15 protein-coding genes are annotated in these 12,748 nt (G+C 65.1%); 3 read left to right on the top strand and 12 right to left on the bottom strand.

The annotated features are described in order from the left end of the window. The first annotated feature begins 10 nt into the window (after positions 1-10). Entirely contained in the window at positions 11-319 is a 309-nt protein-coding gene (locus tag P8R42_27115) for a hypothetical protein (protein ID MDG2308265.1), read from the top strand. Between the two features lie 6 nt (positions 320-325). On the opposite strand, the gene P8R42_27110 is transcribed toward P8R42_27115, so the two are convergent. From P8R42_27110 to P8R42_27065, 10 genes are all read right to left on the bottom strand, one after another. After that, on the bottom strand, positions 326-1,339 hold the full coding sequence (locus P8R42_27110) for an alpha/beta hydrolase (protein ID MDG2308264.1): 1,014 nt from the start codon (positions 1,337-1,339) through the stop codon (positions 326-328). 64 nt (positions 1,340-1,403) lie between these two features. Beyond that, the gene (locus tag P8R42_27105; GenBank protein MDG2308263.1) at positions 1,404-1,796 is read right to left on the bottom strand and encodes a carbonic anhydrase; all 393 of its coding nucleotides are present in this window, start codon (positions 1,794-1,796) and stop codon (positions 1,404-1,406) included. 220 nt (positions 1,797-2,016) lie between these two features. Further along, entirely contained in the window at positions 2,017-2,262 is a 246-nt protein-coding gene (locus tag P8R42_27100; GenBank protein ID MDG2308262.1) for a hypothetical protein, read from the bottom strand. Positions 2,263-2,319: 57 nt separating this feature from the next. Then, positions 2,320-3,030, bottom strand: a complete 711-nt coding sequence (locus P8R42_27095) for a UbiA family prenyltransferase (protein MDG2308261.1) — start codon at positions 3,028-3,030, stop codon at positions 2,320-2,322. A 1-nt stretch (position 3,031) separates the two neighbouring features. Next, positions 3,032-4,396 (bottom strand): alkaline phosphatase family protein, encoded by a 1,365-nt coding sequence (locus tag P8R42_27090; protein MDG2308260.1) that lies wholly within the window; start codon positions 4,394-4,396, stop codon positions 3,032-3,034. Beyond that, positions 4,374-5,498 carry a metabolite traffic protein EboE gene (gene eboE / locus P8R42_27085; protein MDG2308259.1) on the bottom strand — a complete coding sequence of 375 codons (1,125 nt, stop codon included), beginning with the start codon at positions 5,496-5,498 and terminating at the stop codon, positions 4,374-4,376. The genes P8R42_27090 and eboE overlap by 23 nt, the downstream gene beginning before the upstream one ends. A gap of 10 nt (positions 5,499-5,508) precedes the next feature. Continuing rightward, positions 5,509-6,645 carry a 3-dehydroquinate synthase gene (locus P8R42_27080; protein ID MDG2308258.1) on the bottom strand — a complete coding sequence of 379 codons (1,137 nt, stop codon included), beginning with the start codon at positions 6,643-6,645 and terminating at the stop codon, positions 5,509-5,511. Then, on the bottom strand, positions 6,645-8,150 hold the full coding sequence (locus tag P8R42_27075; GenBank protein ID MDG2308257.1) for a transmembrane 220 family protein: 1,506 nt from the start codon (positions 8,148-8,150) through the stop codon (positions 6,645-6,647). Before P8R42_27075 ends, P8R42_27080 begins: the two co-directional genes overlap by 1 nt. 19 nt (positions 8,151-8,169) lie before the next feature. Beyond that, complete coding sequence (locus P8R42_27070; GenBank protein ID MDG2308256.1) at positions 8,170-9,066, bottom strand: TatD family hydrolase; 897 nt, start codon at positions 9,064-9,066, stop codon at positions 8,170-8,172. Position 9,067: 1 nt separating this feature from the next. Further along, positions 9,068-9,964 (bottom strand): EboA domain-containing protein, encoded by an 897-nt coding sequence (locus P8R42_27065; GenBank protein MDG2308255.1) that lies wholly within the window; start codon positions 9,962-9,964, stop codon positions 9,068-9,070. A 151-nt stretch (positions 9,965-10,115) separates the two neighbouring features. Between P8R42_27065 and P8R42_27060 the strand changes: the two genes are divergently transcribed. Further along, positions 10,116-10,481, top strand: coding sequence for a hypothetical protein (locus P8R42_27060; protein MDG2308254.1), 366 nt, complete (start codon positions 10,116-10,118; stop codon positions 10,479-10,481). A 14-nt stretch (positions 10,482-10,495) separates the two neighbouring features. On the opposite strand, the gene P8R42_27055 is transcribed toward P8R42_27060, so the two are convergent. Continuing rightward, entirely contained in the window at positions 10,496-11,434 is a 939-nt protein-coding gene (locus P8R42_27055) for an NAD(P)-dependent oxidoreductase (GenBank protein ID MDG2308253.1), read from the bottom strand. After that, positions 11,431-11,850, bottom strand: a complete 420-nt coding sequence (locus tag P8R42_27050; GenBank protein ID MDG2308252.1) for a DUF4149 domain-containing protein — start codon at positions 11,848-11,850, stop codon at positions 11,431-11,433. Before P8R42_27050 ends, P8R42_27055 begins: the two co-directional genes overlap by 4 nt. A 98-nt stretch (positions 11,851-11,948) precedes the next feature. Here P8R42_27050 and P8R42_27045 point away from each other — a divergent pair, with 98 nt between their 5' ends. Continuing rightward, the gene (locus tag P8R42_27045) at positions 11,949-12,653 is read left to right on the top strand and encodes a 2OG-Fe(II) oxygenase (protein ID MDG2308251.1); all 705 of its coding nucleotides are present in this window, start codon (positions 11,949-11,951) and stop codon (positions 12,651-12,653) included. The last annotated feature ends 95 nt before the right edge of the window (positions 12,654-12,748 follow it).

Genomic DNA, 12,748 nt, shown 5'->3' with positions numbered 1-12,748 from the left:
GAGGACATCCTTGCGCACGATCGAGATGTTTGGGACCACCGCCGCGATCGCAATGGTGCTCTTCTACTCCCTCGAGGAGCGATCCCCCGTCTACACGCTGGCCTTCGCGGCGAGTTGTGCCGCCGCGGCGGGCGAAGATCCCTGCGCCGACTTCTGCAGCCTTCCAACCGAGGAGGTTCAGGAGCGCGCCACGATGATCCGTGCAGAATTTCTCCCACAGGTGGTGGCGAAAGCGACGATCCCCGGCGGGCCCGGTGTCGGCGTCTCTGTCTTCGTGCGCTGCGTACTGCCGATTGGGGTCGGCGCCGACGGCTGCTGAGCACGGCTACTTCAAGAGAAAGTCCCGAATCACGCGCGTCGTCTGCTGCGGGTTCTCGAAGACGAAATACTGGCCGGCGTCGACGAACCCCACGACCGCATCGGGCATCGTCCCCTCGATGTCCTCGTAGAACTCGCGCGGTTGCCGAGGGTCGTGCTCACCCTGAAGAACGAGGACCGGGAACCGCCAGTCACTCATGAGCCGCGTGCGTCGATCGACCCATTCCTGGCGAGCCGACGACGCCTGGAAGTAGCGCGCCACGGCCGTACCGATGCCCGGGTAGCTCCACTCGCGCGCGGTACGGCGAAGGTCCTCGGACGGAACGGGATGATGACTCCGCTCGGCGAACAGGGCCGCCACGAGGAGCGCCGGGGCCCGAAGGATCTGCCCGCGGACCGGATCGGCGAAGAGCTTCTGCTGCTGCGCGAGCGACTCGTTGAAATGGTAGAGGTGCTGCTGTCCACGGACGTAACGCCGCACACGAAACGGGTGAGCCGCACCGAGGTAGTCGGCGACGACAGCACCCTGGTCGTGCGCGACGAGATTCACGCGATCGAGACCGAGAACGTCGAACAAGGCAACGAGTTGCTCGGCGACGCCCTCCGGACGGTAATCGCCTGGGGTCTTCTGACTCTGCCCGTAGCCCTTCAGGTCGATCGCGAGCACCCGGTGGTCGCGCGCCAGGTCGTCGATCTGTCGATGCCACGTGAACCAGGAGCCCGGGAGGCCGTGCAGCAGGACCACGGGCTCCCCCTCGCCGGCCTCGACGAAGTGCCACGCGATGGTACCGCTGTCCCCGGGCGCCTCTACGAAGCGATGCAGCGCACGTGTCGTACCGAGAATCTCGACGTCGCCGTCCTCGTTCGGTGACGGCCGACCGACACCGAGCAGCGGCATCGCGTTCTGGATCATCGGGACGAGCCGGGTCGACAGAGCGGCACTGTGGCCGTTCCCCTTGCCGATTTCCTGACCGTGTCCGTTCAGGCGCGCGGGGAGTTCCCTATGGAGCAAATCTGCCATACCTTCCGTGGAAGGCGGTACCACGCCCGTTTCGGACTACACCAGTCCCTTCCTGGCGGCGGGGTCAGGCGGGGTCGAGGAACTCCACCTTCCTGGTCGACACGTCGTAAATCCCGCCTACCAGCTGGATCTTTCCCTCGTCGATCAGCTTGCGCAGGGTACCACTGCGCTCCCGCACCTGTTCCATGGAGCGCCGGACGTTCATCACCGTGACCTTGCGGACGAACGCCTCGTTCGCTCCGACTCGGTCCGATGAGGTCTCGGTCTCCGCCCGCACGGACACCGCAATCGGTTCGACGATCGCACCGAGGTTGTCGCAGGGCGGGCCGTGGCCTTGATCCGAAACCACGTTGCCGGCGATCCGAATGTTGAAGAGATCTCCGAGGCCGGAATCGAAGATCGCCTCGGTCGCGAGCCGCGAGTCCATGCGGGACAGGGGAGTCGGGCAGTCCGCCACTCGTCGCCTCCAGGAACGCGTCGTCGGCTTTTCCGACTTCGGCGAGGGCCCGGTACGAATCGAACCCGGGAATCTCCCGGCACTCGGGCGGATAGTAGCGTGCTCCCGATTCGCGGCAGTCGTCGCCGGGACAGACGCACTGGCTGGGATCGAGGCTGCACTCGATCAGATCGACGGTGGACTACCACGAACTCCACTGCTTCGGGCTGTCCTGCGTGAGTCAGATTTCACCGCCGACCCTCGGCGCGTTCACCGCGAAAAAGGACTGCCACGAGTACTGCTCGAAGCCGGACTGGGATGCCGTGACGAGTGCACCCGGGATGTCCCCCGGGATGTCCCCCGGGAGATCATACGAGAGATCGCAGGCCTCGCCCGGCAAGCCTGCCACCTCCATGTCGCTGCAACCCACCAGCGTCAGAACCCCAAAGACCAGCACAAACCTTCCGAACAGAGAACCCGTAGTCACCACCTCCAGGACGGCAGCTATCGGTCTTTTGCAAGGAACGCTTAGTCGAACGGGTGTTCAATCCCCGCGGACGTACTGCTGCCCGAAACGGGTGAGGAACATCGTCGCGACGCCGACGGCCAGCCATCCGGGACCGACGAAGATCGCGAGCAGAATTCCGTCGACGAGCGCCATCCCGGCGATCATCCAAGGAATGACCGGGAACCCGAACCGCTCGCCACGCGCGTTCTCCTGTCGGGCGACGACGGTCACCGAGAGCGTCCACACGAAGGAGACCGCACCCGCGAAGAGGACGAGGCCGGAAACACCGCCCGTGAGTGCCCAGCCCGTGATCACGAACACGAGCGTCCGCGTTGCGGCCATCAGAAAGACGCTCGCGGAGAGGTCTTTGTGCCAGCGATCGTAGACGTAAATCGCGGCGAGAAGGGCCGTCGCCGGGACCATCGCGGTCGGATTCGGCGCGAAGACCATCAGGCCGAGCCCCATCGCGAGCAAGCCCGTGCCAAGCCGACGCGCCTGGCCCTTCCGGATCCGTCCAGACGGAATCGGACGAAACGGCTGATCGCGCGCATCGTGCTCGCGGTCGAAGTAGTCGTTTAGAACCATCCCACCGCAGTAGGAGCAGGAGAGAACCGCCATCAAGAAGAGGACCGCGGAAGCAGGTGGGCTGGCCTGCGCGAGCAAGGCGGCGGCGAGAACGTTCATCCACACGGTCGGCAGATTGCTGACCCGACAAATCGCGAGCAGTGTTCTTACGTCGACGGGCATCTCAATCCTGAAAGACGTGGTCGAGGATGCGATCGCGAACATCGGTCGCAGCCAGTGAAGACGAGGGAAGGAAGCGCGGCTCCGAGGTGAAGAAGACCGGCGCATCCGCATCGGGCGTCACGAGTCCGTGGGAGCCCTTCACCATCGTCGCGTCGAGTGGTGTGACCTCCATCGTGTAGCGGAACCCCATGGCCTTGCGGGCGAGCGACATCCCGACCTTCGCGTACGGCAGAGTCAGCTCCGGATCGATGTAGAGCTCGCACGGGTCAAATCCCGGCTTCCGGTGGATCTCGACCATTCGCGCGTAGTCCGGAGCTTTGTCGTCATCCTGCCAGAAGTAGTACGCGAACCAGCTATCGGGCTCGGACAGAAGGACGATCTCCCCGGACCGTTCGTGGTCGAGCCCGAACGCCCGCTTCCCCTCTTCACCCAGGACCTGACCGACCCCCGGCACACCCGTGAAGAGCTCCTTCACAGCCGCACGGTCGGCTTCGTTGCACACGTAGACGTGCGCGATCTGATGATCGGTCACCGCGAACGCCCGGGAGGCTCCCGGATCGAGGTATTCCTTTCCGAGATCGACCTTCACCTCCACCAGGCCGGCTTCACGCAGGAGACGATTCGGATAGACCGGACGGCTCACCGGCACGATCCCGTACTCGGAGAGAACGACGATGCGGCAACCCTTGTTCTCGAAATGGTCGATCAAGCCACCCACGACCGCGTCGATCTCGCTCAGATCCTTCGACAGATCGGCCTTCGGCCCTTCGCGCTGCAGGCAGTAGTCGAGATGCGGCAGGTAGACGAGCTGCAGCGTCGGCTCGTATCGCTCCTCCACCTCGATCGCCGATTTCGCGATCCAATCCGACGATTCGATCGATGTGTTCGGCCCCCAGAAGTTGAAGAGAGGGAAGGTCCCGAGCTTCTCGTTGAACTCGTCGCGCAGGTGAAGCGGATACGCATAGAAGTCGGGCAGCTTGAGCCCGTCCGCACAGTACAACGGTCGCGGTGTGAGTGTGACGTCCGCCCGCGTGGCCATGGCGTACCACCAGAACGTGTTGGCGCAGGTGAACGACGCGTCCTTCGCTCGCCCGACGTCCCAGATCTTGTCCCCCTGCACCAATCGATTCGATTGGCGCCAGAGCCAGACCTCGCTCAGGTCACGGAAGTACCAGCCGTTTGCGACGATCCCGTGATCGCGGGGGGCGCGCCCTGTCATGTAGGTGCTCTGCGCCGTACACGTGACCGCGGGGACCACCGCATCGACCGTCGCCATCTCCTTGGCGAAGGCGGCGATCCGCGGCGTGTGCGGTCCGATGAGCGACTGGGTGAGGCCGACGACGTCAAGTACGACGGTTCGATGCATGGCACCTCTGTTCGGCCCAGATGAGTTCTCGTGCGAGCGACTCCGTCACGGAGTCCGTGCGCAACTCGGCGGGCAATACGTCGAAAGAATATGTCTCGACCTCGAGGGCAATCCCGGGGTCGATGCGCGGCAAGAGCTCCTCGAGAAAGAAGCGCGTCGTTCCGCACGGACCGAGATGGTCGGCGAAGATCGGCACGTGAAAGTGTACGCGGCACTCCTCGAGCGCCGGACCATCACTCGCGCCCCCACCTTCGCCGAAGAACACCGGCAGATCTGAGGCGCGATGAAGCCCCCCGTCGACGTCACGCGCCACGACCTGATGGAGATAGGTCGGCTCGTCGAAGGCGCGGAGATTCGGGATCTCGTCGCCGCGGGCGCGCAACGATGAGGAAACCTGGATCTTCCCGATCGGGATCCCGGCGGCCTCGATCCGGCCGAAGCTGTCGATGGGATCTTCGAACTGGACGGCTTGATGGCAGCAGTCGTAGCAGAGACCGGCGTAGCGAACGCGGTCCTGCGGAAGCGCGAGGCGCTCAAACAACTCGATCGCCTGGCTGGTTGTCTCGACGACGCATCCCGGCTCGGGCTCGAACGCGAGAATCAACGCCTTCCCGCTTGATTGCGCGAGGGCGTCGAGGTGATCGACTACGGTCAGGACGTTCGCCCGAACCGCCGGCCAATCGGCCTCTTGAAACGACGGAGCCCAGGCGATGGGCACCGTAGAGATCGACCCGGGTGCATCTCCGGGAAGCCACTGAACGAGGCGGTCCGCAATTGCGTTCGTGTACTTCGCACGAACCGGGTCCCGCCAATCAGGGTCATAAACCTTCTCCTTCACCGAGACGCCGTGGAAGCGGCCGTGGGGGAACCCGTTCACGGTGAGCACGTACGTGCCGTTTTCTTCGCACCACGCTTGGAAGCGCTGCGCCTCGGCGTCGTCGATCTCTGCGACGGCCTGGCCCGACAGCCGTAGACCGATTGGAAACGGGACTTCGGGCGCGACGGCAGCCTTCACGCCGAGCAGGTGTGCTTCGAGGTTGGCACGCGCGTCCGCCCAGGACTCCCCCGGATGAATGTTCGTGCAGTACGTGAGGCGGCGCACGCAGCCGAGACTACCCTCGGTCGTGCAGCAGGTCCACGCAGCGCTGCATCTCGTGGATGTCGATGGACCCAACATCGACGGACCGACCGATGCCCTCGAGAAGGCAGATGCAGAGTTCGCCCCCGAGATGGACGCGGAAGTCGTCGAGGGCCGCTTTGATGTCGAGGACCGCGAGCGACGAGTGGGATAGCCCAAACCCGATCGCCTCGAGCGTTTCGAAGATCCGGTCGCAGGCGGCCTGCGAAATCATGCCGCGACGGGCGCAGTACGACGAGTCGAGAGCGATACCGATCGCGACGGCCTCCCCGTGTCGGAGATCGTAACCAGAGAGTTCTTCGAGCTTGTGCGCGGCCCAGTGGCCGAAATCGAGGGGCCGAGCCGAGCCGAGTTCGAAGGGATCGCCGCTGGTCCGGATGTGCTCGAGGTGAAGCTCCGCGCACCGGACGATCATGTCTTCCATGAGCTTCGGCTCGAAACGGCCGAGGTCTTCGCGGCCGGCGTGCAGCTTCCCGAAGAATTCCGAGTCCTTGATGAGCGCCACCTTCACCGCTTCCGCGGCCCCCGAGCGCATGTCGCGCGGGTCGAGCGTCGACAAGAAGTCGAAGTCGTTCACGACGGCAAACGGCGGAACGAAGGTGCCTACGAAGTTCTTTCGCTGCTGGAAGTTCACCGCGTTCTTCACGCCGATCCCGGCATCGTTCTGCGCGAGCACCGTGGTCGGGAAACGAATCAGTCGGACACCCCGATGTGCGAGCGCCGCGGCATAGCCAGCCGCATCCAACACCGATCCTCCGCCGATCGCGAAGACAAACGAGTGACGACAGATGCCTCGCTCGGCGATTCGGCTGTGGATCTCCGGAAGCCAGGAAAGATCTTCCTTACAGCCCTCGCCCCCCCGCAACACGTACGGTTCGAGTATCGGCTCCAACAGCGCCGGGTTGGCGGCTGCGTAAGCGGCCAGCCGTCCGGGGAGCTCCGGGGTCGCGGCGAGCACGTTGGAGTCGATCACGACCAGAACGCGATGAGGGCCCTCGCCGGCACGCAGCAACGCATCTCGCAATGCCGAATTGCCCTCATTGAACGCACCGCGCGTGAACACGACGGGGTACCGGTACGATACCGAGAAGGACTGCTCGATCTCTCGCATCACGCGCCCGCACCCGCCGCCGGCAGTTCGATCTTGTCGATGAACCCAGTGAGCGGCACGTTGCCGTCGGGGCCGGGGATCGGTCTGCCGGGCGTACCCATTCCCTGCGCGATGTAGAGGTCCCGACCGTGGAGTGCGAGGTTGGTCGGTCCGTCGAGGCCTTCTGCGACCACCGTCGTCGCGCCGGTATCCCTGTCGATGGCCAGCAAGCGGCCCGAGAAGCGGCGAAACCCACCGTGGCTGGGAGCTTTCCACATGTCCGCACGCGTCCCGACCGGGTCCTCGAAATGGCTACAGAACTCCAAAACGTAGAGGCGCCCGTCCGGGCCGATCTCCAGATCCGTCGGTGCCGTAAGGCCGGTCACCACGGGCCGCATCGCTCCGGTGTCCGGGTCGATCCGTACGATCCCGCCGGCACCCCGCAACAGTTCGATCCCCTCGCCGCCCTCTTCCCCTTCGGTCGAGCCTGAGAAGAGCGAGACGAGAAGGTCGCCCGTCCGGGCGTCATGCCGCAGGTAGCCGGGGACCGGGTCTTGCCCGTCGATCATCGGCGGAAGCTTCAGGATCCGCTGCGACCCGCGACCGGCCTGCAAGCGCACGACCTCGTCACTCGAACTCGATACCCCTACCCACGCATCGCGCTTCGGGTCGTACTCGAGATCGTTGATATTGCCGAAAACCTGACTCCATTCGACGACGTCCTCTCCGTCGACCCGGAAGATCTTCGACGGTCCGCCGAAGTAGGCGAGGCTCACGAGGGTCGCACCACCCCCCTGGGCGACACCCGCCATGCCGAAAACTTCGTCGCGTCGAACGATGTCGATGATGTTGCGTGAGAGTTGCCCGCCGAGAAGCTCCCGGCGCTCTTCGAATCGTCCGTCGCCATTCCGGTCTTCCAGAAGGAGGAGCGCCCCGGTCGGCACCGTGCTCGGGTCGCCCGTGCCGGCGACGGCGACGAGCAGTTCGTCGTCGGTTCGCGGAAGCATCCCGCGGGGATTCTCGAGATCCATCGCGACGCGCGTGCGATCGAGAATGTGACGCTCGACGATCTGCGGAACGGCGATCGCATCATACGCCGGAGCGTAGGGGCCGATCGGAACCGTGGCGGCACAGCCCACGGCAAGAAACCAAGCCAGTAGAACGCTGCCCGTCGCGGCGGCAGGACGAAGCATCCGACTCGCCACCAAGATCACCATCCAAACGCCACACAACCCGAGCCCCAGGGCTTCGCGCATCTCCTCGACGCGCAGAGACGACATCCCGAAGTTCGAGAACGACAAGGACGAAGCATCCGCACCACTGGGCAGCATCAAGAACCCGGCGCAGAAATACACCGCGGCGAGCACGCCCGAGACCGTCACCGACACGACTCCGAAGAAGGCGGCGAGCGCCGTCGCGGCGGCAAGACCGTACGCGCCGACCCAGATCAGGGGATCCGGATCATTCAGTTGCACGGCGCCTGCGAGCAGGAAGAGGGCGAGGGCGATGGAGGAGGCGATGCGCATGAAGAAGGGAGGAGCGGAATTAGTTCGGAACCGGATCGTCGACGCGCGGCTCTTGCCCACGCAGCACCGAGTTGTCTTCCCAAAGCGCGCGCTGGTCGATCACCGGAGACTTCTCCAGCGCCGCCACGTCGATCTGGTCGGACTGGGCGTAGGCATCGAGAGCATTCCCCCAGGTGGTCTTCTCCACCGCCTCCGCGGAGACGCCGCGCTCGAGCATGCGACGCGCGGTCCGCGGTACGGCGAGCGGATCACTCACGCCCCAATCCGCCGAGCTATCCACGATCAGTCGTTCGGGGCCGTACCGCAGGACGATGTCGACCATCCGATCGGTTCCCATCTTGGTGTGCGGATAGATGCTGAACGCGGCCCACGCACCGCTCGCAAGCGTGTCGTCGATCGTCTCCTCGTTGTTGTGATCCATGACGAGCTTGTTCATGGGCACCTTCATCTCCTTCGCGATGTCGAGCGAGCGCAAGATGCCTCGCTTCTTGTCGCGGTGCGGAGAGTGCACCATGATCACCATATCGTTCTCGAGCGCGAGTTGGATCTGGAAGCGGTACGCGTGCTCCTCTGCCGGTGTGATTTCGTCGAAGCCGATCTCGCCGATCGCGACCACGCCTTCTTTGAAGGCGAAGCGCGGCAGCAGCTCGAGAACTTCACGCGCGAGGGGCTCGTTGTTCGCTTCCTTCGAGTTGAGGCCGATCGCACAGTAGTGCGCGATGCCGAACTGCGACGCACGAAACCGCTCCCAGCCGACGAGACTGGAGAAGTAGTCGGTGAAGCTACCGGCGTGCGTGCGAGGTTGGCCGAGCCAGAAGGCCGGCTCGATGACGGCGCGAATCCCCGCATCGGCCATTGCCTGGTAGTCTTCCGTCGTGCGGCTCGTCATGTGGATATGGGGATCGAAGAAACGCATCTCACTCCCTCTCGGGTTCGAACCTGGCAAACGCGGTTTGATCGCAGTCGCCCGCGATCGCGCAGTCGAGCACCGCTTTCACATCCAAGTCGCTCTCCGCACAAGCAAAATCTCGCAGCAGCGCAGCCGCACCCGCCCGTGCGAGCGCCAGCGCGGCGGCACTCCGCGAAACGGCATCGGCCGAGCGCATCTCGTTCTCGAGCGCGGCGAGACCGCGCTCGCCGGCGTGTTCGCCGAGACACAACCACAGCTCGGGCTGGACCCGTCGGCCGGCACTCCGCCGTTCGTCCGCGAGGTCGAGAGCCATCCGCGCAAGCTCCGGCGAGAGACGGCGGTCCAAGCCGTAGACCCGCCACAGCGGCGCCTCGACAAAGACCGCCTTGATCACCAGCTGACACCACGCAACCTCGTCGAAGTTCGAAGTCGGGTACGGAGTATCGCAAGCGGTGGCCTCGAAGACCGTTCGCATGTTCGTTCGGCATCCCTCACCGGCGCGCCTCGTGAACCGCTTGCCGTCCGGAAAGTGTGCTAGCGAACGATAGAGCGCTGTCAGCTCCCCGCCGTCCGCGTAGCGAAAGCACTCCTCGAGGACCGCGGGGAACTCTGGAGTTGCGAGACCGGGTTGCCCCAGCAGGAGGCACACGCGCAGGGCTTCGAGGGTGGACCAGCGTTCCGGGTTCCATCCCGGCAGAAGACGACCCGCTTCTTCGCGCTCCCCAGTGGACGGCGCGAGGTCTCCCCGGGGCGCGTGACGGCTCGCCATCGAGAGTAGGCTCGCGAGCCTATCGGCCGCGGCACCAGCTTTGATCTCTCGCAACCCAGCGCCGAGCCACTCTGACCCCGACGGGGTCAGGCGGCACTCGAGCATCGTGTGGAAGAGCGGTTGGGTGGGCGTCATGGGAGCGGTACACCCCGAAAAGGGGAATCGACCGAGCCTACCGCGCGTACCCGGATCGAGCCACCCGCTCTCCCCCGGAGTCTCGCAAGCAGCAAGGCCCTCGCTCGGCCGCCGATTTGACGCCCCCATCGGGGCGAGGCACGTTCCCGTCATGCAGATTGGTCCCGACGAGTCGCTGGAAGAATTCGCAGAGCGGTTTCGCTCCGCTCACGCCGATGCGCCCATGGGGCCGGTCGGCGGTCGCGTGATGACCGACAACCAGCGTGTCCGGATCTGGGAGCTCACTCTCGCCCCCGGGGAAGCCTCGTCCCTGCACCGGCACGACCTCGACTACATGGTCGTGTTGGTCGAGGGCGATCGAATCGCAGGGATCCCCGGGCCGGGCTCCGAACACATCGCCCGCGCGGCCGACGTCACGCCTGGTCGCACGACCTACCTCACCCGCGGAGAGACGGAATGGGCGGTGAACATCGGCGCCAAGCCGTACCGCGAGGTCCTGATCGAACTGAAGGACTGAACGCCGGGCGCTCGTCAGTAGCCCTCGACGAGGTCTACGACGCCATGCAGCTCCTCGCCGCGGCGATACCGACCCACGTTGTCGGCAAAGATCCCGAGAAACGAGTCCAGCACGTTCGGCATGCTCCAGGAGACGTGCGGGCTGAGGCGCACGGACGGGTGCTCGTAGAGCCAGTGCCCCATGGGAACCGGCTCCGGATCAACCGTATCGAGCGACGCTCGAGCGATCCGGCCGGAGTCGAGGGCCGCTCGCAACGCATCGTGATCGATGAGCGAACCTCGGGCGATGTTCACGAGATGCACGCCCGCCTTCACGCGCGAGAACGCCTCGGCGTCGAGCAACTGCTTGGTCGCCTTCGTCGCGGGCGCAGCAATCACGAGGTGATCAGCACGCTCGATCACGTCCTCGAACGACGTGATCTCAATGCCGGGCATCGGGGAGGGCGCGTTCTTACGGCGACAGGCGATCGTCCGCATGCCGAAGGCCTCCACCCGCCGTGCCACGCCGAGACCGATCGAGCCCAGACCGACGAGCCCCAGCACGCGGCCGTCGAGCGAACCGAGATCCCCGCCCACACTCCACGCCTCCGGTGGCTCGGACAGCCAGACCTCCGGCAGACGCTTCTCGTAAGCGAGCATCATCGTGACGATCCACTCCGAGATGGGAGTCGCGCTCGCGCCGCGCGAGCATGTCAGGATGCGGTCGCCGATCTCGTCCATCGGGAACCGATCCACGCCAGTGCCCACGGTGTGAACCCAACGGACACCGCGCCGTAGGAGCTCCGACATGTTCGGCGTTCCCCAGGGGCGGGTCAGCAAGACCTCTCCCTCGATGCCTTGGGCAACGTCGCCTTCCGTGTCGACTTCGATGATCTCGATGTCGGCCACGTCCGCTTCCAAGCGGGTCAGGCGACTGCGCGGAAAGTGACTCAGGATTTTGAGGGGAGCGCTCATCGCGCGATCGCTCCGGCGAGCGCGAGCATCAGCGCCGCGATCGACGTCGTGTTCAGCATGGCGGAGACCTGATGCAGCCGACCGAACCGCGGGTCCTCGCCGTCGAGCTTATGGAAGCGCGGCAACAACACCTCACCCCCGATGATCGAAGCCAGAACCGCGACCCCGACCGGAGTCGCCAGGCGGGCGATGTCGTCGGCCGGCAAACCGTCTCGGCCGAAGAAGACGGCAAGAAGTGCGACGAAGCCGAGACCCGTACCGGCTCTGTAGATTCGCCGGAACATCGGCCGAAGGAACTGCCGCGCCTGTTCCGCGGGAAAGGTCCGATGCGCCACCGGCGTCACGACGAAGCTCAGGCAGATCAACGTTCCGAACCAGGCGGCCACGGCCAGCGTGAACACTAGCCGCAACGGCATGAGGCGTCCCTTGGGTCAGTCACAGTCTCCATCATCGTCGTTCCGGGTTCAGTAACGCGGCCGGAGCCGATAAGGAACCTCCCGACTTCGGAGCTCCCATGGCGAAAGCACATCTCCCCCTACTCGACCCGGCCGCGATGCAATCCTCCCTCGACGACCACGGCCACGCGCGTCTGCCCGAGCTCCTCACCAAGGCGGAGTGCACCAGCCTCCGCGAGCTGTACGACCAGGAGAAGCGATTCCGGAGTTTCGTCGACATGGGGCGTCACCGTTTCGGGGAAGGGGACTACCGGTACTTCGCCGACCCGCTGCCCGCTCTGGTGAAGAAGCTACGAACGCGCCTCTACAAGACCCTGGTGCCCATCGTGAACGTCTGGGAGGAACGACTCGGCTCGAAGGCGAGGTTCCCGTCGACCCTCCGCGAGTTCACGGAGACGTGTCGCGCGGGCGATCAGACCCGACCGACGCCGTTGCTCCTGCATTACGAAGAAGGCGGCTATAACTGCCTCCACCAAGACCTCTACGGTCCCATCCACTTCCCGCTACAGGTCGCCTGTTTGCTGTCCGACCCGGAGCGCGATTTCACCGGTGGACAACTCCTCCTCGTCGAGCAACGGCTCCGCGCACAATCCCGCGGCGAGGCGATCTCACTCGCGCAGGGCGAGGGGCTCGTCTTCCCGTGCCGGGAACGCCCGGTCGAGGGCAAGCGCGGATTCCACCGGGTGCACGTTCGCCACGGCGTCAGCTCCATCCTGAGCGGGGAGCGCTTCACTCTCGGCGTGATCTTCCACGATGCCGCGTAGCCCGGCCGTGAACGTCACCACCGTCGTCTACCAATCTGAAGTGGTAAAGGAGGTTCTGGAACTCGCGGCGCGCACCATCGCTCGCTAAGTCCACG

It is taken from the genome of Candidatus Binatia bacterium (assembly GCA_029243485.1).
Taxonomy (GTDB): Bacteria; Desulfobacterota; Binatia; order UBA12015; family UBA12015; genus VGTG01.
This window is presented reverse-complemented; position numbering and strand designations above follow the sequence as displayed.

Bases quoted from the DNA above. Each gene is read 5' to 3' on its own strand.
- P8R42_27110 (MDG2308264.1), bottom strand. From the start codon at position 1,339: ATGGCAGATTTGCTCCATAGGGAACTCCCCGCGCGCCTGAACGGACAC.
- P8R42_27095 (MDG2308261.1), bottom strand. From the start codon at position 3,030: ATGCCCGTCGACGTAAGAACACTGCTCGCGATTTGTCGGGTCAGCAAT.
- P8R42_27090 (MDG2308260.1), bottom strand. From the start codon at position 4,396: ATGCATCGAACCGTCGTACTTGACGTCGTCGGCCTCACCCAGTCGCTC.
- P8R42_27080 (MDG2308258.1), bottom strand. From the start codon at position 6,645: ATGCGAGAGATCGAGCAGTCCTTCTCGGTATCGTACCGGTACCCCGTC.
- P8R42_27075 (MDG2308257.1), bottom strand. From the start codon at position 8,150: ATGCGCATCGCCTCCTCCATCGCCCTCGCCCTCTTCCTGCTCGCAGGC.
- P8R42_27070 (MDG2308256.1), bottom strand. From the start codon at position 9,066: ATGCGTTTCTTCGATCCCCATATCCACATGACGAGCCGCACGACGGAA.
- P8R42_27065 (MDG2308255.1), bottom strand. From the start codon at position 9,964: ATGACGCCCACCCAACCGCTCTTCCACACGATGCTCGAGTGCCGCCTG.
- P8R42_27060 (MDG2308254.1), top strand. From the start codon at position 10,116: ATGCAGATTGGTCCCGACGAGTCGCTGGAAGAATTCGCAGAGCGGTTT.
- P8R42_27055 (MDG2308253.1), bottom strand. From the start codon at position 11,434: ATGAGCGCTCCCCTCAAAATCCTGAGTCACTTTCCGCGCAGTCGCCTG.
- P8R42_27050 (MDG2308252.1), bottom strand. From the start codon at position 11,850: ATGCCGTTGCGGCTAGTGTTCACGCTGGCCGTGGCCGCCTGGTTCGGA.
- P8R42_27045 (MDG2308251.1), top strand. From the start codon at position 11,949: ATGGCGAAAGCACATCTCCCCCTACTCGACCCGGCCGCGATGCAATCC.